Raw genomic sequence first — 19,666 nt, 5'->3', positions numbered from 1 at the left:
GCTACTTTAAAAAAGGGGCTAGTTTTTCATAAAGTATTGGGGGTGAAACAAATTGCATTTCTTTGGAGCTAATTTCTACCGCCACTTGTGTAGTGGACGCCTTGGTAATGCGCTTATTACTGATTGCATCGGTAATAACATAATCAATACGTAAGCGGTTTTCATACTCTTTTAAATACGCTGCCACTTTAATTTTTTGTGTAAATACAGCTGATGCTACGTATTTAATTTGCATATCAACAATGGGCCACGCAAATCCAGAGTCTTTCATTTGCAGGTAGTCGTAGTCAAATATTCTGAGTAACTCACAACGAGCAATTTCTAAATAGCGTGGGTAATTACCATGCCACACTACATTCATTGGATCGCAATCATGAAAAGGGATTTCTATTTCTACGCTGTGCGAAAATAATGCGCCTTTATTATTCATAAAGCGCCCAGCGTTTGCTTTGAATATAGCTAATAGTTTGTCTTAGCACCGCTTCCATTGGTCTGTCTTCGGTCAGGTTTTCAAAGTAACCTGTTATATCGCTATACATATGCTGCATATCGTCAGTTAAACTCGTAAATTCTAATTCGCCTTGTTTAATTCGCAGCCTTAACCCTTGAATAGCGGCTAATAAGGTACTGGCCATCACTTGCTCGGTAAGCTGTAAAATACGTAAACAATCGCGCGAGGCTATGGTACCCATACTTACTTTGTCTTGATTGTGACACTCGGTAGAGCGCGAAAATACACTGGCAGGCATAGTTAATTTTAATGCCTCAGCAGTATAAGCACTGGCACCAATTTGTACCGCTTTAAAACCATGATTTATATAACGACGCTCAGGGGCACTGTCGGATAAATTAGACGCCAAACCATTGTTATATTTAGTATCAACCAATGAGGCTATTTGTCGATCGGCTAAATCAGCTAAGTTAGCTACTGCGGTTTTCATGCTGTCCATTGCCATGGCAATGTGGCCGCCATAAAAATGCCCGCCGTGCAGTACATGCTCCCCTTCGCCATCAATAATTGGGTTGTCGTTGGCTGAGTTTAATTCGTTTTCGATCATTTGCCTAAAAAACGGCAAGCTGTCTTGCAGCACACCAATAACATGCGGTGCACAGCGAATTGAGTAGCGATCTTGCAGGCGGTCGGCATTACGTGGATGGTCGTGATGATTTAAATCATCTCTGATCCAACGTGCTATTTGCTGCTGCCCTGGGTGAGGTTTTACCGAAAATAAAATTTCATCAAAATGATGGCTATTTCCTTTGAGCGCTAAGCTAGCAATGGCGGTAATACGACTGGCTAATTTGGCTAAATAATTGGCTCTGTCGAAGGCTAAGCAGGCTAATGCAGTCATTACCGCGGTGCCATTCATTATTGCAAGGCCTTCTTTTGGGCGCAGCACGAGCGGCGTTAAACCCACTTCTTGCATTACCGCTAAGCTATTACGTACGGTGTCTTTATAATATACGTCGCGCTCGCCTATCATAGCACCAGCAACATAAGATAATGGCGTTAAGTCGCCACTGGCACCTACCGATCCCTCTTGAGGAATAACCGGTACAATATCGTGATTTAAGTAGTCGCGCAGTAAATTCAGCATTTCCCAGCTAATACCCGAGTAGCCTTGCGATAAAGACGTAAGCCGCGTGGCTAAAATTGCTCGTCCTTGTACTTTATTAAATACGTCGCCTAGTCCACATCCATGAAATCGCGTTAAATGTAGGGGTAGTTCATCTACTAAACTTAATGGTACTGCTACGGTTACTGAGTCACCATAACCGGTAGTTACACCGTAAATAACGCCGTCTTCTTTTAATAATGTATCTAAAAAACTCAGCGCACTATTAATTTTGCTACTAAATTCGCTGCAACCACTAATTTGCACTTGGGTGTGGTTATGTGCAATATCAACAATGTTTTCGATTGATAATCGCTGCTGACCAAAAAGCTGTGTGTTTTGAACTGGCACTTCTATTTCTCCTTTGCTTGATCGCGGGCGACTTGCTGATCATTTTGCCAAAAATCGTAAAAATTAAACCATTGATAAGGATATTGCGCCGCATAGTGACCTAAACGCTGCGCATAGTCTGTAATAACTTGGTTTAAAATTGCGTGTCGTTGGGTGCGTGGCATTTTTAAGCTATTGCTGTATTGCTCAAATATTACGTGGTACTTACTGCTTTGTTGATCTTTTAAACAAAACAAAAAATAAACTGGGCAATCAAGTAATGCCGCTAAAATAAAAGGTCCTTGAGAAAACGGGGCTGGCTTGTCTAAAAAAGGCACTTGTACAGAGCGCGCGGCAGTGGTGGTACTGGTGCGATCGCCAACAATAACAATAATTTCGCCTTGCTCAATTTTTTCTTTCAATAAAATAGCTAAACCTGGGCCTAAGTCAGTTACTTGAATTAAGTTAACCGCTACGTTGGGGTTAATTTTCTTCAGCATTTTATTAAATTCAACTGCATGGTGAGTAAACACCAGCACGTTAATAACTTTGCCACTGCGATGTTGGCTAAGCGCTCGACACACTTCTAAATTACCCAAATGCGAGCCAATAAAAATAGCTCCTTGGCGTTGCTCATTTAACTGGCTAAATAAATGCTCGTTAGTATATTCAATATCACTTAAGCTAATACGCCCAAGCCAACCATCTATTTTATCAAAGGCGCTGTCGGCAAAACTACAAAAGTGTTTTAGTTGCTGCCTAAGTGTCACGCTTTGCCCAGTGCCGGTGTACAAATTAACTTGCTGTAAAAACTGTTTTGAAGCAGCACGGGCAATCCTACCGGTAATAAAGAGATACACCACCACAGGAAACAAAATTAGCCACAGCCCTTTGCGACCCAGTATTTTATGTGTAAATAGCAGAGTTTGAATGCCTAAATAATTACCGCGTTCTTGCATTTTAGACCAATGTTTAACGGCCATAACGTCTCTTTAATTTGTGTGCTATAAGCCAAGGCGAGCGCACTAACATACCAAAAAATAATCGCGTATGTAGCCAAGATATACGCACGTTGTCGTGCAATGGCTGAAAGTGAGAAAGCCCATTTTCTGGATAGATCACTTGGCTAGGTAAAAATATAAACGGCACATTACGCCAATATAAACGCACTAATATTTCAGGATCAAAGTCCATCCGCTTGCCCAGCTTAACTTCTTTTAACAGTTTTTCGCAGGCTCCCAGCGGATACACTCTAAAGCCACACATAGAGTCAACAATTTCAAAACTAAGGGTTTCAATCCATACCCACACATGGGTTAAGTATCGAGCTAAATAGCGATGCTTAGGCACTGAAGCGTCGTATATTGGGCAACAGCTTACTAATGCCTGTGGATTTGCGTTTGACAGGCGCAAAAGCTGCACTAAATCGGCCAAATTATGCTGGCCGTCGGCATCAACTTGAATAGCATGGGAATACCCTTGCTGATACGCATAATGCAAACCGCTTTGTACCGCCCCACCTTTACCTTGGTTGTGCTCATGGGTAACAATGGTAAGTAACGGATGCTGCTGTGCAAGTGCAGAAAACACTGCTTTAGCTGCATCATTGCTTGCATCATCAACCATAATAATTGGTAAGTTATATTCAGCAAGGCTGGTTAATACCTCCGCTATCACTGAGGTATGATTGTAGTTTGGAATCACAATACAAAACTTATTCATTTAAACAACACTTTCAAAAACAATCCTCCCAGATGCATGTTGCCCCTTAGCCGAGCGATAAGAAAACACATACTTATTAAGCGCTTTTTGCTCTATGGCTAATACCATAGTAAGGCCCGGCGTAATCACCACCTGAAACTTTAGCACTTCGACATTCTTTACCGCTAATTGAATATTATACTGCTTACAAATTGCAGCAACCGCCCAATCTAGCTGCACTACGCCTGCTAAAATAGGGCCGTCTTTAAAATGGCCATTAAAGTAATCTAAATCCTTGGGCACAAATAAACTTAATTGATAACCTTGCTCGGTTTGCTCACATTTAAGTAGTTGCGGCTGCGTTTTAATCAACTTTGTCAAAAAGGTGCTCCAATGCTTTTAAGTTTAATTTTGCTTGGCTGTTATAAGGTAACTGCTCTATAAAACGCCACTTTTTAGGCGTACAAATGCGCTCAAAACGCGTTAGTGCATGCTCTTTTAAAAGCTTATTAGTGGCTAATTTACTTTCACTTTGTAAATATTTTACCCCTTGCTGGCTAAGCACAACTACCGCACCTATTACTTGCCTTGCCCCAGGTAATACAATTACTTTAACGTCGTTTACCCACTCACTGCTTGCTAGGTGGTATTCTAGTTCATCCAAACTGAGGCGTTTTTCTTCTAATTTTATAATTCGGTCTAATCGACCAAGTAGTTTAAATTGACCACTTTTAAGCACCAAACCTCTATCGTCAAGCGGGTAATCTTTGTGGTTCACTAACGGTGAATTTAAAAGGAGTCTATCGTCTGTGCCAACACTCATTTTTATACCTGAAAACGGCTGCCATGAGCTCACGTTTTCAAGCGAGGTAACTTGTCGATACGCTATACCACCGGTTTCGGTACTGCCAAACACTTGTGTTATTGGTTTATTTAACTGACTGAATAGCGATACTGCATCTTCGTTTGCCAGCGGCCCACCAGATGAAAATATCCATTGTAAGTGAGATTTTTGTTCAATTAATACGTTGTCTGCGCGTAATCGTTTTAGCTGTGCGGGGCTAGAAATTAACACTACTTGTTTAGCGTCCTTGAGCTTGGCGGCTATATGCTCTGGGTAGTGTAGTAAATCGGTATCAACGACATGTCCGGTACTAAGTGGCCATAACAACCTAAATAGCAGCCCGTAAATATGCTGATGCGATACGCTAGCAATAAACATTGGCATACATTTTAACGCATAACTGCTTGATAAAATGCTCAGCTCTTTGTTAATTGTTTGCCACGACTTTACAATTGGCTTAGCTTTACCTGTTGATCCCGAGGTGTAAAACACCAAGTTCCCTTCTTTGGGCCAAACAAGTTGCGCTAAAGGAAAAAAGCCAGGCTGTTCAGGCAAGTTTTCTATATTGATAAAGTCAATACCCAGTGGTTCAACAAGCTCTGAGTCACCTAAAAAACAAGGCGTTTGCTGTAGTAAGGCTTTGAGTGTTTCGGGTTGACCATTAGGTGGCAGTATAACCGTGCAACCGCGCAAGGTGAGTGCCATTAAACTCACCGCAAACTTATAAGTGTTAGTGCTATATAACACCACAGATGTGGGCGCTGTGCCCGGTGAATACTTAGCTAATAGCCGATTAACATCGCTAACAAACTGGCGTTGTGTCACTGCCTTATTTTCATGATTAAAGCACACACTAACATTATTACTTTGAAATACTTTACTTTGAAAGGTACTAAACACGCGCTTTCCTTTTTACTTTTAGCCTGACTAGCCACTCTAAGGCAAACAACACGCCCATAGCTACATAAGCAATCACACCATTATAAAAAGCCCACACTGCCAAACTAGCAAACAGGCTGGTATATAAGGCAATACCACCATTAACTATAAAAAAAACGCACCACAACTGAGTTACTTTTTTAGTGTATTGCACACCTTGCTCATCGAGCTCAGGCTCAGTGATGCGGGCAAAGGTTTCTATTATTGATGGCCCTTTATAAAGTGAGTAGCTAAACACGAGCAACATCACAGTGTTAATAATCACCGGGTATAAACGTAAACCCACATCACTGTCGAACACTTTTGACAATACGATTGCTATCACAGCTAAAAATGTCGCTGGCTTTAACCACGGCATTTTGTCAAATAATGCTTTGCTTAACCACAAGCGTAGTGCAAGCAAAAATAATAATACGATCGATAGCAGTTGGCTATTAAACTGCGTCAGGCCCACATACACAATAACTGGGTAGCAGGCCAAACAAAGCATAATAAGGGTGGTTAACAAGGCTTTAAGCATTTATTTAGTTAACGAGCTTTTCTATTTCGCTAACTACATTTTGCACAGTACGTACTTGCTTAAATGCATCAGGATCAATTTTTTTACCGGTGATTTCTCTTAGTTTTACTACCAAGTCAACAGCGTCAATGCTGTCTAAATCAAGGTCTTGATATAAGTTGGCGTCTAGGTTTATGTCGGCTGGGTCTATCTCAAAATCGTTTTCTAAAATGCCGTGTAATACATCATAAATTTCAGCAGCGGTTTTCATTGTTATTCCTATATATTTTTATAATTTAAGAACGTGCTTGTTCTATAAAGTGTGCTAAAGAATTCACCGAGGCAAAGTGCGCTTTTGTTTGCTCTGAATTGGCATCTATTTTCACATCAAATTGTTTTTTTATTGCCAAACCAAGTTCTAGTGCATCTATGCTATCGAGCCCTAAACCATCAACAAATAATGCTTCATCATCAGCAATGTCTGCAGTTGTCATATCTTCTAGATCAAGGCTGGATATAATTAATTGTTTAATTTGTACTTTTAATTCAGTCATAAATTGCTCAGTTCTTCTGTAAAATAATGTTGTAAGCTGTTAGTTAAATGCCGAGATTGTATAGCGGGTGTGTCACTAACATAAGGCAGGTTACTGTTAAACTGCTTGCTGGCCAGCTGCAAGCTAAAGTGCGCTTGATAAGGCGCTACTTTATACCAAGGAGTACCCTTGGTTAAGGTATTAGGCTGCATTTTTATTAATACTGTAGCGATTGGCACATTACATCTAAGTGCTATATTGGCCGCTCCTCGTTTAAACTTAAGTGCAGTATGGGGCTGTGAACGTGTGCCTTCAGGAAAAACTATTAAGTTATTTCCTTTGCTTATACTGCGCTCACATTCACGTAATAAACCTTCTGGATCTTCGTTACTTATATAACCAGTACTTTTAATTACACCGCGCATAAAGGGGTTTTTAAATAAATGGGCTTTTACTACGCAATCTGCATTTTTAATCACAGATATAAGCACAACCACATCAATTAAAGAGGGGTGATTGGCAAGTACTAATTTTCCGTTTAAATTAGCAAGCTGGGTTTTGTCTTTAATATTAAAACGAATAACGCCTGTGTAATGCATTAATCCAACAAAAAATTTAAAACAGTAATGTACTGTCGCTCTTGCTCTGTTTTTACGGGTGTTTACATCTGCTTCTAATACGTTTTGCAGCGGAAAAACCACTAATGTCAGTACTAAACCACCTATGCCAAACACGCTAAAACAAACACCGGTTGCAAGCACACGCCAACAAAGCCCTGTTATTTTTATAATGTGTTTAATCATGGTAGGTAAGTTGCCAATGATGAGCCAATGTAGTGTGGGTTAATATCGCACTTTTTTTATCGTGTAGGGCTTTAGCACCTTGCAGGCTCATTGGTAAGTTACTATTTTTTGCAGCAGGGTTAAGTACTTTATTTAAACTAAAGCACGGCTCATTTGCTTGAGCAAGGCGCACTATCATAGCAATGGAATGAGTAATTTGTAGCTCGTCAGCAAATTGGTTATATATATCGGGGAGGATTTCATCGCTATGGACTACTAACATGTACGGCTCATTGCTATCAACAAGGCGAATGTAGGCCTCTACAATTGCACACATAAAACTCTCAGCCCCTGCTGCAATAGCATTCATTGCACAGGTATTACTTTTTATAATACTAAAAAGTCCGGCTGCGGCATTATGCACACTCAGGCCAAAACCTGTGGGCGATAATGGTTGCTGATTAACTATATCAACTAATAAATTGGCTGTTTTATGAAAGTCCCCGTGGCGCGATGAGAACACCGCCGATAAATTAGTATACTGATCAGCGCTACTTACTTGCTGAGCACTGTGTAATACCATTTTGCTAAAACGAGTCATACGCCGGCGTTGCATAGGTGCAACCCAATCAAGCGTTATAGGCGAGTTATCATACCAATGATCGCTTTCTATTTGTCGCTGTTCTGGCTGGATCCATGTATCGAGTTGTTCAACAACAAATTTCACAAATATACATATTTAGTTAATGATAGGACGCAGGATCTTACATTTTTTAACAAAAAAAGTAAAATAAACAATAAAAAAAGCCAGCGCTGAATTTTCATTCAGCGCTGGCTAATAATTCTATGATATTAAAAAGAATTCTTGTTCATTTATGCAGCGAGCATGGCCACCAACAACATCACTTGCGCTTAGCTGATTAATCAACTTTTCACCTTGCTGTTGCTGCGCGTCGTTAAGGGGTAAATATGGTAATCTAAATACCGGTTTAACTGCCTCAGTCATCATAAGTGCAGTATTAATCGCAATTGGGTTTGGCTCGCAAAACAACCAATTTATTAATGGTTGTAATGACGTATTTAGCGCAGCATTTGGCGCGTCCATTAACTGGCGAAACAATTCTGGCATAAGATTAGAGCTGACCGAAATAACCCCATGTGCGCCATGAATATGACGAGCATCGTGGCTTTCATCATCATTACCCGACCAACACGCTATGCCTTGCTTCTCATAATGAGCTATACGTTCGTTACCACCACACTCTTTAACACCAATAAAATGCTCGTGCTTTGCTAGTGGTTCAATAATATCAGGCGTTAAATCTTGCCCTGTACGCCCCGCTACGTTGTAAATAAATGCAGGGCCAATATCAAGAACACGCTTTAAATGCTCTTTTACACCTGCAATAGAGGTGCGCCCATAATAAGGGTTAATTTGCAAAGCAGCATCCATACCACTGGCAAAACCATATTTAGTGGCTTTAATCGCTTCTCGGGTATTATTACTGCCCGTGTTGCCTACAATTACTAGCTTACTGCTAAACTTATTTACGCTATGGGCTATGAGCATTAAGTGCTCTTCCCAGTTCATTAACTGGCCTTCGCCGGTAGTGCCGCCCACAACGATACCATCAACCCCAGCTGCTATTTGTAACTCGACAAGGCGATCGTATGTTGCAAGGTCAATTTCGCCACTCGATAAATAAGGTGTTTTAATTGCTGTAATAAGACTTGCTTGTTTAATTTGTTCTAGGCTGCGCATAAAAAATCATTCTTTATAAAACTTGCGCTATTTGTACCATATTTATGTGTGCTTTTGCAGCTGTAAACGCATATTTTGTAATAAAATGGCTTGTAATATTAAGTTTGATAATACAAAATGAACAGCTGTATATATAAACAGTGTTTGTATTTTTAATATTAGGCGAGCTTTTATGCGTTTATCTCAGTACTTAACAACCCATTTTTATCATACCGACGAGCTATGCCAGGCACTCAATATTGATGCAGATAAGCTTGAGCATTGGCAACAGCAAAGTGTATTTCCTAAGCCTAGTTATTGTATTAAAAACCAACTAAGTTGTAGCTCATATTCGGGTTTATACGAATGCGAAGAGTACGACGATTATTACCCGCGAGGTTGTGTAAACTGGGGGCAAGGGCTAATAAAACAAAAAATTGATTCATCCAGCCAGGCATTTAATTACTTTGCCCGGCAATATACCGCCAGCTTAACTAAACTTGCTCAGCAAGGGTTTGAATTTAACGAAGAACTATTTGGTTGCGAAATAGAAGAGCATGTACAACAAGTATGGCAGCAATTTTTATGCAGCAAATATGGCGTGCTTACTCAAAATGGCTTAATAGACGAAATAGTGGCTGTTGATATAGGCCGCCTGGTGGTTGATGACATAACCGAATTACGCAGTAAAGCGGGGTTAGATCAAGATGAGCGGGCAAAATTGCACCCCGCTATAAAATTACTAAACCGAGCTTTGAGCCATGGTGCCGATCACGAAAAGCAACACACACTTAGAACCCGCTATATAGATACCCTTATTTTAAAATACGATTTGTCGATAAAGTAATAATACAAACTAGATAAACTAAAATGCAGGTTTGAAGTATAAATGCAGGTACGTTAAGGTAAACAAGCTAGACTAACAACGCCAAACTAAAGCAAAAATTGAAAAGCACGATATAATCCGGAGCAGCAATTTTATGAGCAGTACCAGCAAAAACGCAACACAGTCTGTCAACCACACGCCTCAACAGCAAACACACAGCATTTCCAATGCACTTGAGCACTGTATTCAGGTCCGAGGCGCGCGGGTTCACAATTTAAAAAATGTTGATGTAGACTTACCCCGCAATGCACTCATCGTTTTTACTGGTATATCGGGTTCTGGAAAATCATCTCTTGCTTTTGGCACCTTGTTTGCCGAGTCACAACGCCGCTATCTCGATTCAGTATCGCCTTACGCGCGAAGATTAATTGACCAAGTAGATGAGCCCGATGTAGATGACATAAACGGCCTACCTCCTGCAGTAGCACTGCAACAACAACGAGGCACCCCATCGGTTCGCTCATCTGTGGGAAGTGTAACTACTATTTCTAATACCCTGCGAATGCTCTACTCTCGTGCAGGCGACTACCCTAGCGGTCAAAATATACTCTACGCCGACGCCTTTTCACCTAACACCCCACAAGGTGCCTGCACCTTGTGTCATGGTATTGGCCGAGTGTTTGCAGTAACTGAAAAGTTACTTGTACCTGATGATACAAAAACAATTCGCGAGCGCGCCATAGCTGCATGGCCACCTGCGTGGCAAGGACAAAACCTCAGCCGTATACTTGTATCTCTTGGTTATGACATTGATACACCATGGAAATTACTCCCTAAAAAAACCCGCGATTGGATTCTATTTACCGACGAAACTCCCGTTGTACCTGTTTATCCGCAATATAGCAAAGAGCAAACTCGCAACGCCATTGAAAAAAATGAGAAGCCGAGTTACATGGGTACATACTCAAGTGCTAAACGTTTTATTTTGCACTCTTTTGCTACCACGCAAAGCCCGCGAACTAAAAAACGCGTATCACAGTTTATGCAAATTTCGGAATGCCCTGATTGCAAAGGTAAAAAATTAAAACAGCAATCCTTGTCGGTCAAGTTTACAGGCCTTGATATTGGTGAGTTATCACAATTAACACTAACAGAGCTAGCACTGCGATTACGTGATATTGCTAACATAAAGCCAACCCAAAATGCGCCCAATAGAGAAAAAGCAATTGTAGCTCAGCGAATTGCCAGCGACATTTTGGCCCGAGTAGAGGCACTCACAACGCTTGGCTTAGGGTATCTGTCGTTGCAACGTACCACACCTACTTTATCTGCAGGCGAACTGCAACGTTTACGACTAGCAACCCAAATTCGTTCACAACTGTTTGGTGTGGTTTATGTTTTAGATGAACCCTCGGCAGGACTACATCCAGCAGATACCCAAGCATTGCTTGGGGCGCTTGATCAACTCATTGCAGCTGGTAACTCTGTATTTGTTGTAGAACACGATATTAACGTGATTAAACATGCCGATTGGATTGTTGATGTTGGTCCAGATGCTGGTACGCATGGCGGTGAAGTGATTTACAGCGGCCCTATTAGTGGTTTACAAGGCGTTGCTAAATCTCATACCGCTCGATTTTTATTTACTGCAGACGCGATAACCAAACACACTTGCAGACAACCTCAAGCCTGGCTAAAGCTCGCAGCAATTGAGCGTAATAACTTACAAAAATTAGATGTTGAATTTCCATTGGGCGTAATGACAACCGTTACCGGCGTTTCTGGTTCGGGTAAATCAAGCCTCATTAGTCAAGCTTTAGTAGATCTGGTCTATGATGCGTTAGGACAAAAAGCTACTTTAGAGAGCCCAACTGACGAAGCCGAGTTATTAGAGCAAGAACTAGAAATTCCCACTGGCGGGCAAATTACAGATGGCATGCAGCACGTAAAACGTCTAGTAAATGTAGACCAAAAGGCAATCGGGCGTACACCCAGATCAAACCTCGCCACCTATACTGGCTTATTTGATCACGTCCGCAAATTATTTGCATCCACTAACAAGTCTAAAGCTCGACGCTACGATATGGGCCGCTTTTCGTTCAACGTTAAAAAAGGCCGCTGTGCTAATTGTGAGGGTGTGGGGTTTGTTAGTGTTGAGCTGTTATTTTTGCCAAGTGTTTATTCACAGTGCCAAGTATGCCAAGGCCAGCGTTATAACGAGCAAACACTTGAAGTGTATTATCGCGATAAAAACATTGCTCAAGTACTCGATTTAACGGTTGAATCTGCACATCAATTTTTTATAGATGAACCACAAATATCGCGAGCTTTGGACACTTTGTTACAAGTAGGCCTAGGATATTTACGCCTCGGCCAGCCAGCAACCGAGTTATCTGGCGGCGAAGCCCAGCGTATTAAACTTGCAACCGAATTACAGCGCATACAACGCGGTGATACTCTTTATGTACTTGATGAGCCTACTACCGGCCTGCATCCAGCTGATATAGCAATGCTGATGGTGCAATTAAATAAGCTTGTAGATGCAGGTAATACCGTTATTATGGTCGAACATGATATGCAGGTTGCCAGTAATAGCGATTGGGTTATCGACATGGGCCCCAGTGCGGGTGATCATGGCGGACAAATTGTTGCTCAAGGCTCCCCTGCACAGGTCGCAAAGTCAAAAGCCAGCCAAACAGCTCCCTTTTTATTAGCCTAAAATACAGCTATAACAATACTGTTAAACACTCGACATAAGTAAATAACTTAGTGGGCCAGCAGTATAAAGTCAAAATTCGTTTTGCCAATTTATACGTTTTATATTTAAAAAGTGCATGTAACCCGAATCAAACACAAAACAACATAAGCTTTTGTTAATTAATGATTTTATTGATTATTACTCTAGGGTCTGTTGACCTTTACGGATTGAAATTTGTTCAAACTAGGGGCGATTTAATCACGGCGTGAGGTTTGTAACCTAGTGGGCTAAGTAAAAACCGAGCAACAAAGAGTTAATCGCCCCTAGGCAGAACCCTTCGGGCAGCGCATATTTGGCATTGATGCTACGTTATCGCCTATTTATGGGGAATAACCACACCACATAGGCTCAGCCTTGCCTAAATACCAAACACACTGCTGCAAATTTAACCTTGAAAGATCAACAGATGTATGGACTCCCACTTCCATCAGAAGTAACGTAATAAGTGTTCAAACTTTTACTAAGGAGCCCATACATGTTGAATTGTAATGTGATAGCGATTGATTTAGCAAAAAATTTATTTCAAGTTTGCAAAACGCAAAGCAATGGCAAAGTTATTTATAACAAAACAATAAGCAGAGCCAAGCTTAAAGAGTTATTAATTAAAGAACAGCAATCTTTAGTTGCTATGGAATCATGTGGTGGTACGCATTATTGGGCGCAATTTGCTAAACAGGCAGGGCACCAGATCAAAGCGATCAACGCGCGACAGGTAAAAGCGTTTCGTCAAGGGCAGAAAACCGATGCAAATGATGCGCTGGCTATTTCAGTTGCAGCGAGACAGCCTCATATAAAAGGAAGTCGTTTACTTTCAGTGCAAGAGCAATGCTTACAAGGCATTGAATGTATGCGTGATTTATTAGTCAAACAAAAAGTCAGCTTAGGTAATCAACTAAGAGCTTTATTGTTAGAGTTTGGTTACCCAATTGCTCAAGGGGATACGAAGTTGACCCAAGCGATACCTGAGATATTAGAAGATGCTGAAAACAGCCTAACAGGCGCTTTTCGCTTCACAATTAACCGAGTTTATCAGCGTTTTACTGAGGCGGTCGAAGAGGTGAAGCTGATTGAAAAGCAATTGCATGAAGTAATTAAAGAAGATCAAACCTGTATACGCTTGCAAGCATTAGAAGGCGTGGGACCGGTCTGTGCAATACTGATTAAAATAGCACTAGGTAATACAACCCATTTTAAAAATGGTCGAGAAGCTGCGTAGTGCTTTGTATAAAGGCGCATTAGCTGTTGTTTCACAACTAGAAAAAAGAGAAGTTCGTAGCCAAAAAGATATATGGTTAAAAGAATTAAGTGTACGTCGAGGCAAAAAAGTAGCCGCAATAGCGTTAGCAAATAAAACAATCAGAACGGCTTTTGCAATGCAAAAGCATAACAAAGATTATCAGCCACAATTACTTGTGGCTTAAAAACTTGTCAGAAAGATCGATTGAAATAGGTAAGACCGACCTTCAATAGACTGTTAGGGTCTGAAGTTTGAAAAACTGCTCAACAGAAAAGTCATGAAGGTGCGAATACATTTGAGGCCAGGGGTAGCTCCTCAATTTGAGCCCGTATATAAGCTAGCATCTAATTTATTTCAATTTTATTTTTGACATTAATAGGGAGTCCATATAAGACCCTAGTGTTAGTAATTTAACTTCGTACAGCTCATTATCTTGCTGTATATAATAAAAACTGTAATTAACAAGTAATTCATCTTTTAAGTTACTGCTTAATATAACGTTCTTTACCTGAAATAATTTAACAAATTATAATCCGTAAAAGCCAGTACGTTTTGCTAGTGGTAAAAATAAATCTAAATAAAACTTGATGTCCGGCTGAGGTTACTGTTAAAGTACTTCGCATCGGGTTGATAGAAAGCCCTGTTTATTTGTAAGTACCACGTTGTTATTAGTAATAATCCTTCGCGCTATCCTCAGTTAAATATATGTTTTCTTACTCTTTACATTGCCTTATATAGGGCGCACTTTAATTTTTTAGGATACTACTATGTCTACAACAACTGGTTCAGTTAAATGGTTTAATGAAGCAAAAGGTTTTGGTTTTATTGAACAAGAGTCTGGCCCTGATGTTTTTGCTCATTTTAGCGCAATTACTAGCGATGGCTTCAAAACTTTAGCTGAAGGCCAACGTGTACAATTTACTGTTACACAAGGTCAAAAAGGCCCGCAAGCTGAAAATATTGTTTGCATCTAAATTGTTTAATTTAATGGGTTAGTAATAACCCGTTAATGAATATTAGTTTGAAAGAAGTTCTGTTTATTTGTACGTACCACGTTGATATTAGTAATAATCCTTTGTGTTATCCTCAAGTTAAATATTTATTTTTTCCAGCTTAATCGCCTACTTTCAGGCACATTTTTTATTAATTTCTTAGGATACAATTATGTCTAATACAACTACTGGTACAGTAAAGTTTTTTAACGAAGCTAAAGGTTTTGGTTTTATCGAGCAAGAATCTGGCGCAGACGTTTTCGCACATTTCAGTGCAATCTCTGGCGACGGTTTCAAAACTCTAGCTGAAGGCCAACGTGTACAGTTTACTGTTACACAAGGTCAAAAAGGTCCACAAGCTGAAAACATCGTTTGTATCTAAGATGTTTAAGTTGATGGGTTATTTATAACCCATCTATTTATATAAGTTTGAAAGAAATACTGTTTATTTGTAAGTACCACGTTGATATTAGTAATAATCCTTCGCGTTATCCTCAAGTTAAATATAGGTTTTTTCCGGCTCAATCGCCTATTTTCAGGCACACTTTTATTAATTTTTAAGGATATTATTATGTCTAATACAACTACTGGTTCAGTAAAATGGTTTAACGAAGCAAAAGGTTTTGGTTTTATCGAGCAAGAATCTGGCGCAGACGTTTTTGCACATTTTAGCGCAATTTCTGGCGACGGTTTTAAAACTCTAGCTGAAGGCCAACGCGTACAGTTTACTGTTACACAAGGTCAAAAAGGCCCACAAGCTGAAAACATCGTAGCTATCTAAGCTGTTTTAGCTGATGCGTTTTTAAAGCGCACTAAAAACCCACTCATAGCTTGGCTATAAGTGGGTTTTTTGTTTTTCTATACTTATATAGCATTGTTATTTAGCTTTCATAGCAATAAATAAGATTATTATTAGGCTAGTTTTGATGTTCGTATTGCCCACGATACACTTCAAATACTTTTAGTACTGTATGCTGCTCTTTAGTTAGATTATCAAACCAGTGATCAAATAGATCATCGTTATCCTGTTCACTTAATGCCATATATTGGGCAAGTAACTCAATAATATCATTATGGGTGCAAGTTAAGGGGTTTACTTGTTGTGCTAAAACACTATGGTCGCGCTCTTTTAGAGTATCCATTACTCCTTGATCTATTTGTTGTTGTTTTTGTATTGCGTCGCTCATATGTTACCTCTGAGATCTACTGTTTATGCTATTTTTAACGAATGTAATTATAGTTATAACAGGCTAAACGCCAATAGCCAGCACTTTTGGTTTAACTGCTCATTTTTTGATTTGTTTGCATAAATAGCCAGCAATTATGGTTTTTAAATGCTTATTAAATAATTTTTTGAGTGGCTATAGATCCTGATGAATAAAATGATATAATATCACATAACGTAATGCTGTTATGAGAATTTCCCTATTTTATTTATTAATGAGGTATAAAATGAAAGTATTAAGCTCACTTAAAAGTGCTAAGCAGCGTGCAGGGTGTCAAGTTGTAAAACGTAAAGGACGCGTGTTTGTGATTTGTAAGGAGAACCCGCGCTTTAAAGCTGTTCAGGGTATGAAAAAGAAATAGCATTTAACCACTATCACTTTATAAAGCAGTCACTCAGTGTTGTGTGCAACACAGAGTGACTTTATTTAACTAGTTATTTAACTACCACTGAAAATTCAGGTACTGCCTGAATTACTTTTTTCACGGTACATGTATTTACCGCGGCAACCAGTGCTTTTTTATACTTATCAGGGAATCCATCTGGGAGTGTTATCTCAATAGAAAATAACTTTTTACCATCTTCATCCACATTTTCGTTATTTTGCTTAAGTGACATCCCTTGTGTCGAAATATCGCGTTGTTGGCAAAACTTTCTTGCATAAAAACCTGCACATAACACCATACTCACTAAAAAGTAATCAAACGGTTCTGGGTGCTCTGCGTTGCCACCTGCAGCCAAACTCTGATCGCTTATCACTTCATGATCGCCAAATTTAGCACTGAGCTTTTGGCCATCTAACATTGCAACTGAAATTTCCATCGAGGGTCCCTTATTTTCCAAATAGTAATTCAAAAAAGCCTGGAGGCTCATGTAACTCATGGTACTTTTTACGTAAATTATCTATGTTTTTTAGTGGCTGTTTAGCCGCACTCAAACCTTGTAGGTTAGCAGCTTGTTTTGCAAGCTCAGCCTGAGCAATGACTTTATCAAGCCCTTGTAATGATTGCTCTGGTTCTTTATAAAACTTAGCTGTTTTACTTATTTCCACTAACGAGATGAATTCATTAATCGCAAGGTTAAACTCGTCAATATTAGTCGCTTGCACTGCTTGTTTATATGCAAGCCCCGTGTTTTTCATATTAATTTCAAGGTCAACTGGCGCGCTGGCAATTGAGACTGATGACGTGAGTAAAATAAAAACAAAATAAAAGTACTTCATGATAAACCTTTCAATTAAAAACTCCGTCGATTATACCAATAATACGCTAGTAAGTAACCGCAAATGAAAGTGTGTAATGTTTAGCCTTGTTCGCTGTGTAAAGCCCCTTTACACTTTAGATGCAAACTTAAAGAGTAAAGAGCGACTTTTTTGAGGAGCTTAGTAAACTCAACCTTGTTATAGCAAGCCACAGTTGCTGCTGACATAACATTTTAATTAATCAGCTTAAACTCCAAGCAACTAATTTCCCGTTGCTCGTTAAGTGTTACAAGGGCGTTTGCTGTTGATGCTAGTGTGTTTAAATTTTCTCGAGTGACACGCTCAAAATGAGCAATAAAGTATCTAAGTTGGGCGTCATTCATAGTGCCTGCACCTTGCCCTTTTAAGGCTATAAGCTTTTGCTCTTGCTCTTTTCGCCATGCAAATACGGCAGCAAAACTAGGGGCTTTAAGCATCACTAAATAATCAACTTTAGCAAAAATGTTTAAATATTCTGTTTTTAAACAATTGTTCACATAGTTACGCCAAACACCTTGGCTATCTGCATTTTGCTCTAACTCATTTAATGGCGCAGTTAATGCTGATGCCGATTGTGCCTTACTACCTACGCACCACCCTTCTAAAATAATAATATCGACAGCGGTATTATTACGCGGCCACTCGTTATGTGGTGCACTGTCATCTAAATGCTTATTAAAATGAGGTAGAGGCACACCACTGTGCCCTGCTAGTAACTGCTCAAGTGTGCTTTTCATTAAAGCTACATCGTGCGTGCCGGGTACGCCGCGAGTGGCAAGTAGCGGGTGTACATTTTTTGCAAGCTGCAGTCGGCGCTGCTTAGTAAGGTAAAAGTCATCAATAGAAAGCGCTATGCTATTAAACGAACTATTTTTTGCCAACCAAGTTACTAAAAAATCAGCCAAGGTGGTTTTACCCGAGCCTTGGCTGCCATTAATAGCAACAAATAACGGAGTATTGGTTTTTTTAGCGTGCAATATATTTTTTGCTACCGGAATAAAAAACTGTTCACACTGCTGTTGATAGCTTATTGGTAGTTGATGTTTTGCTAAAAAATCACTGATATCCATATTTCTATTGCGCCTTTATTTTAGATAAAAAAATAGCGCATATATATGCGCTATTAGGTTAGTTTAACTTATCTATAAATTTAAGCTGCGGTTTTCTTCTCGGCTTTTGGTAACACTAAGTTTAGCACTATGCCTAAAATAGCGCAGAGGCTTACGCCTTCTAGGCTAAACTGACTACTGCCAATATGCATTCCACCAATACCACAAATCAAAATAAGCGCTACTATGCTTAAATTACGCGGTTCGCTTAAATCATCCCCAGATTTAACTAAAGTGTTTAATCCAATCACTGCAATTGAGCCAAACAATAAAATCATAATGCCGCCCATAACCGGCACTGGAATTGTTTGTAAACTTGCGCCCATTTTAGCTATAAAGGCTAAAGTAATGGCAATAATTGCAGTCCATATCATCACTTTTGGGTTAAAGTTTTTAGTCAGCATTACCGCACCGGTTACTTCTGAGTAAGTTGTGTTTGGCGGCCCACCAAACAATGATGCTGCTGAGGTAGCTAATCCGTCGCCAAATAGAGTGCGATGTAGCCCTGGTTTTTTCAAAAAATCTTTATTGGTAACTTGGCTAATCGCCATCATGTCGCCAATATGCTCAACAGCGGGAGCAATCGCCACCGGCACCATAAACAAAATGGCTTGCCATTTAAACTCAGGTAAAACAAAGTTAGGCACAGCTAACCACTGTGCATTGGTTACGGCGTCAAATTGTACTACGCCCATAGCAAGCGATAAACTATAACCAGCTATCACCCCTGCTAATATTGGAATAAGTTTAAATACACCCTTACCCCATACCGCTAATATAAGCGTAACCACTAAAGAAAATAATGAGATGTAAATAGCACTATCATAAGCAATAATTTGCGTGCTGCCGTCACCACTTTTGCCCATGGCCATGTTTACCGCAACCGGTGCTAAAGCTAGGCCAATAACCATAATAACTGGCCCGACTACTATTGGTGGTAATATTTTATGTAGCGTTTCAGTGCCTTTAAATTTAACTAAAAAGCTCAATAGCATATAAGCAAAACCAGCCGCCATTAAACCACCCATAGTGGCAGGTATGCCCCACATTTGTATTGAGGCAATAATCGGTGCAATAAAAGCAAACGATGACGCTAAAAATATGGGTACTTGGCCTTTAGTAACAAACTGAAATAATAGCGTACCTAAGCCCGCAGTAAAAAGAGCAACACTTGGATCAAGCCCTGTTAACAGCGGTACTAATACTAATGAACCAAATGCTACAAACAACATTTGCGCACCAGTAAGTATCGTTTTTATTGAGAACATGGCATTGTTTTTCATCGTATCGTTTT

Annotated in this window: 25 protein-coding genes; 8 read left to right on the top strand and 17 right to left on the bottom strand. The window is 39.8% G+C overall.

Features of this window, described 5'->3' with window-relative positions:
- Nucleotide 1 precedes the first annotated feature (1 nt).
- The 12 genes from PNIG_RS18765 to dapA form a co-directional block, all read right to left on the bottom strand.
- Nucleotides 2-430: an acyl-CoA thioesterase gene (locus tag PNIG_RS18765; RefSeq protein ID WP_089369245.1), complete on the bottom strand. Its 429-nt coding sequence runs from the start codon at nucleotides 428-430 to the stop codon at nucleotides 2-4.
- Complete coding sequence (locus PNIG_RS18760) at nucleotides 423-1,967, bottom strand: HAL/PAL/TAL family ammonia-lyase (protein WP_089369244.1); 1,545 nt, start codon at nucleotides 1,965-1,967, stop codon at nucleotides 423-425. The genes PNIG_RS18765 and PNIG_RS18760 overlap by 8 nt, the downstream gene beginning before the upstream one ends.
- Nucleotides 1,968-1,969: 2 nt before the next feature.
- The gene (locus tag PNIG_RS18755) at nucleotides 1,970-2,929 is read right to left on the bottom strand and encodes an LpxL/LpxP family acyltransferase (protein WP_089369243.1); all 960 of its coding nucleotides are present in this window, start codon (nucleotides 2,927-2,929) and stop codon (nucleotides 1,970-1,972) included.
- The gene (locus PNIG_RS18750; protein WP_089369242.1) at nucleotides 2,919-3,668 is read right to left on the bottom strand and encodes a glycosyltransferase family 2 protein; all 750 of its coding nucleotides are present in this window, start codon (nucleotides 3,666-3,668) and stop codon (nucleotides 2,919-2,921) included. The genes PNIG_RS18755 and PNIG_RS18750 overlap by 11 nt, the downstream gene beginning before the upstream one ends.
- Nucleotides 3,669-4,028 carry an ApeI family dehydratase gene (locus PNIG_RS18745; RefSeq protein WP_011330023.1) on the bottom strand — a complete coding sequence of 120 codons (360 nt, stop codon included), beginning with the start codon at nucleotides 4,026-4,028 and terminating at the stop codon, nucleotides 3,669-3,671.
- A complete protein-coding gene (locus PNIG_RS18740; RefSeq protein WP_089369241.1) occupies nucleotides 4,012-5,391 on the bottom strand; it encodes an AMP-binding protein in 1,380 nt (459 codons plus the stop codon). Before PNIG_RS18740 ends, PNIG_RS18745 begins: the two co-directional genes overlap by 17 nt.
- The gene (locus PNIG_RS18735; RefSeq protein WP_086995804.1) at nucleotides 5,384-5,950 is read right to left on the bottom strand and encodes a COG4648 family protein; all 567 of its coding nucleotides are present in this window, start codon (nucleotides 5,948-5,950) and stop codon (nucleotides 5,384-5,386) included. The genes PNIG_RS18740 and PNIG_RS18735 overlap by 8 nt, the downstream gene beginning before the upstream one ends.
- Nucleotides 5,951-5,954: 4 nt before the next feature.
- Entirely contained in the window at nucleotides 5,955-6,200 is a 246-nt protein-coding gene (locus PNIG_RS18730; protein WP_011330020.1) for an acyl carrier protein, read from the bottom strand.
- A gap of 25 nt (nucleotides 6,201-6,225) precedes the next feature.
- Complete coding sequence (locus PNIG_RS18725; RefSeq protein WP_011330019.1) at nucleotides 6,226-6,483, bottom strand: phosphopantetheine-binding protein; 258 nt, start codon at nucleotides 6,481-6,483, stop codon at nucleotides 6,226-6,228.
- A complete protein-coding gene (locus PNIG_RS18720; protein ID WP_089369240.1) occupies nucleotides 6,480-7,265 on the bottom strand; it encodes a lysophospholipid acyltransferase family protein in 786 nt (261 codons plus the stop codon). Before PNIG_RS18720 ends, PNIG_RS18725 begins: the two co-directional genes overlap by 4 nt.
- Entirely contained in the window at nucleotides 7,258-7,971 is a 714-nt protein-coding gene (locus tag PNIG_RS18715) for a beta-ketoacyl synthase chain length factor (RefSeq protein WP_089369239.1), read from the bottom strand. The genes PNIG_RS18720 and PNIG_RS18715 overlap by 8 nt, the downstream gene beginning before the upstream one ends.
- Before the next feature lie 117 nt (nucleotides 7,972-8,088).
- On the bottom strand, nucleotides 8,089-9,006 hold the full coding sequence (gene dapA, locus PNIG_RS18710) for a 4-hydroxy-tetrahydrodipicolinate synthase (protein ID WP_089369238.1): 918 nt from the start codon (nucleotides 9,004-9,006) through the stop codon (nucleotides 8,089-8,091).
- A 172-nt stretch (nucleotides 9,007-9,178) separates the two neighbouring features.
- Here dapA and PNIG_RS18705 point away from each other — a divergent pair, with 172 nt between their 5' ends.
- The 7 genes from PNIG_RS18705 to PNIG_RS18680 all read left to right on the top strand — a co-directional run bounded on the left by PNIG_RS18705 (nucleotide 9,179) and on the right by PNIG_RS18680 (nucleotide 15,579).
- Nucleotides 9,179-9,832: a DUF6058 family natural product biosynthesis protein gene (locus tag PNIG_RS18705; RefSeq protein WP_089369237.1), complete on the top strand. Its 654-nt coding sequence runs from the start codon at nucleotides 9,179-9,181 to the stop codon at nucleotides 9,830-9,832.
- A gap of 133 nt (nucleotides 9,833-9,965) precedes the next feature.
- Nucleotides 9,966-12,530, top strand: a complete 2,565-nt coding sequence (gene uvrA / locus PNIG_RS18700) for an excinuclease ABC subunit UvrA (protein ID WP_089369236.1) — start codon at nucleotides 9,966-9,968, stop codon at nucleotides 12,528-12,530.
- A 529-nt stretch (nucleotides 12,531-13,059) separates the two neighbouring features.
- Nucleotides 13,060-13,785: an IS110 family RNA-guided transposase gene (locus PNIG_RS18695; RefSeq protein ID WP_208619499.1), complete on the top strand. Its 726-nt coding sequence runs from the start codon at nucleotides 13,060-13,062 to the stop codon at nucleotides 13,783-13,785.
- A complete protein-coding gene (locus PNIG_RS20090) occupies nucleotides 13,766-13,990 on the top strand; it encodes a hypothetical protein (RefSeq protein ID WP_208619498.1) in 225 nt (74 codons plus the stop codon). Before PNIG_RS18695 ends, PNIG_RS20090 begins: the two co-directional genes overlap by 20 nt.
- 583 nt (nucleotides 13,991-14,573) lie before the next feature.
- Complete coding sequence (locus PNIG_RS18690; RefSeq protein WP_011330013.1) at nucleotides 14,574-14,780, top strand: cold-shock protein; 207 nt, start codon at nucleotides 14,574-14,576, stop codon at nucleotides 14,778-14,780.
- A gap of 190 nt (nucleotides 14,781-14,970) precedes the next feature.
- Entirely contained in the window at nucleotides 14,971-15,180 is a 210-nt protein-coding gene (locus PNIG_RS18685; protein ID WP_011329603.1) for a cold-shock protein, read from the top strand.
- A gap of 189 nt (nucleotides 15,181-15,369) precedes the next feature.
- Nucleotides 15,370-15,579: a cold-shock protein gene (locus tag PNIG_RS18680; protein WP_011330012.1), complete on the top strand. Its 210-nt coding sequence runs from the start codon at nucleotides 15,370-15,372 to the stop codon at nucleotides 15,577-15,579.
- A gap of 136 nt (nucleotides 15,580-15,715) precedes the next feature.
- On the opposite strand, the gene PNIG_RS18675 is transcribed toward PNIG_RS18680, so the two are convergent.
- Nucleotides 15,716-15,985, bottom strand: coding sequence for a hypothetical protein (locus tag PNIG_RS18675; protein WP_011330011.1), 270 nt, complete (start codon nucleotides 15,983-15,985; stop codon nucleotides 15,716-15,718).
- Between the two features lie 265 nt (nucleotides 15,986-16,250).
- On the opposite strand from PNIG_RS18675, the gene ykgO reads away from it, so the two are divergent.
- Entirely contained in the window at nucleotides 16,251-16,385 is a 135-nt protein-coding gene (gene ykgO / locus PNIG_RS18670) for a type B 50S ribosomal protein L36 (protein WP_011330010.1), read from the top strand.
- A gap of 73 nt (nucleotides 16,386-16,458) precedes the next feature.
- Here the strand turns inward: ykgO and PNIG_RS18665 are convergent, their stop codons facing one another.
- The 4 genes from PNIG_RS18665 to PNIG_RS18650 all read right to left on the bottom strand — a co-directional run bounded on the left by PNIG_RS18665 (nucleotide 16,459) and on the right by PNIG_RS18650 (nucleotide 19,655).
- On the bottom strand, nucleotides 16,459-16,845 hold the full coding sequence (locus PNIG_RS18665; protein WP_011330009.1) for an OsmC family protein: 387 nt from the start codon (nucleotides 16,843-16,845) through the stop codon (nucleotides 16,459-16,461).
- A 10-nt stretch (nucleotides 16,846-16,855) separates the two neighbouring features.
- On the bottom strand, nucleotides 16,856-17,245 hold the full coding sequence (locus tag PNIG_RS18660) for a cytochrome b562 (RefSeq protein ID WP_011330008.1): 390 nt from the start codon (nucleotides 17,243-17,245) through the stop codon (nucleotides 16,856-16,858).
- A gap of 212 nt (nucleotides 17,246-17,457) precedes the next feature.
- Nucleotides 17,458-18,333, bottom strand: a complete 876-nt coding sequence (locus PNIG_RS18655) for a hypothetical protein (protein ID WP_089369235.1) — start codon at nucleotides 18,331-18,333, stop codon at nucleotides 17,458-17,460.
- A gap of 80 nt (nucleotides 18,334-18,413) precedes the next feature.
- The gene (locus PNIG_RS18650) at nucleotides 18,414-19,655 is read right to left on the bottom strand and encodes a uracil-xanthine permease family protein (RefSeq protein ID WP_041454985.1); all 1,242 of its coding nucleotides are present in this window, start codon (nucleotides 19,653-19,655) and stop codon (nucleotides 18,414-18,416) included.
- Between the last annotated feature and the right edge of the window lie 11 nt (nucleotides 19,656-19,666).

Source organism: Pseudoalteromonas nigrifaciens, from assembly GCF_002221505.1.
Taxonomy (GTDB): Bacteria; Pseudomonadota; Gammaproteobacteria; order Enterobacterales; family Alteromonadaceae; genus Pseudoalteromonas; species Pseudoalteromonas nigrifaciens.
This window is presented reverse-complemented; position numbering and strand designations above follow the sequence as displayed.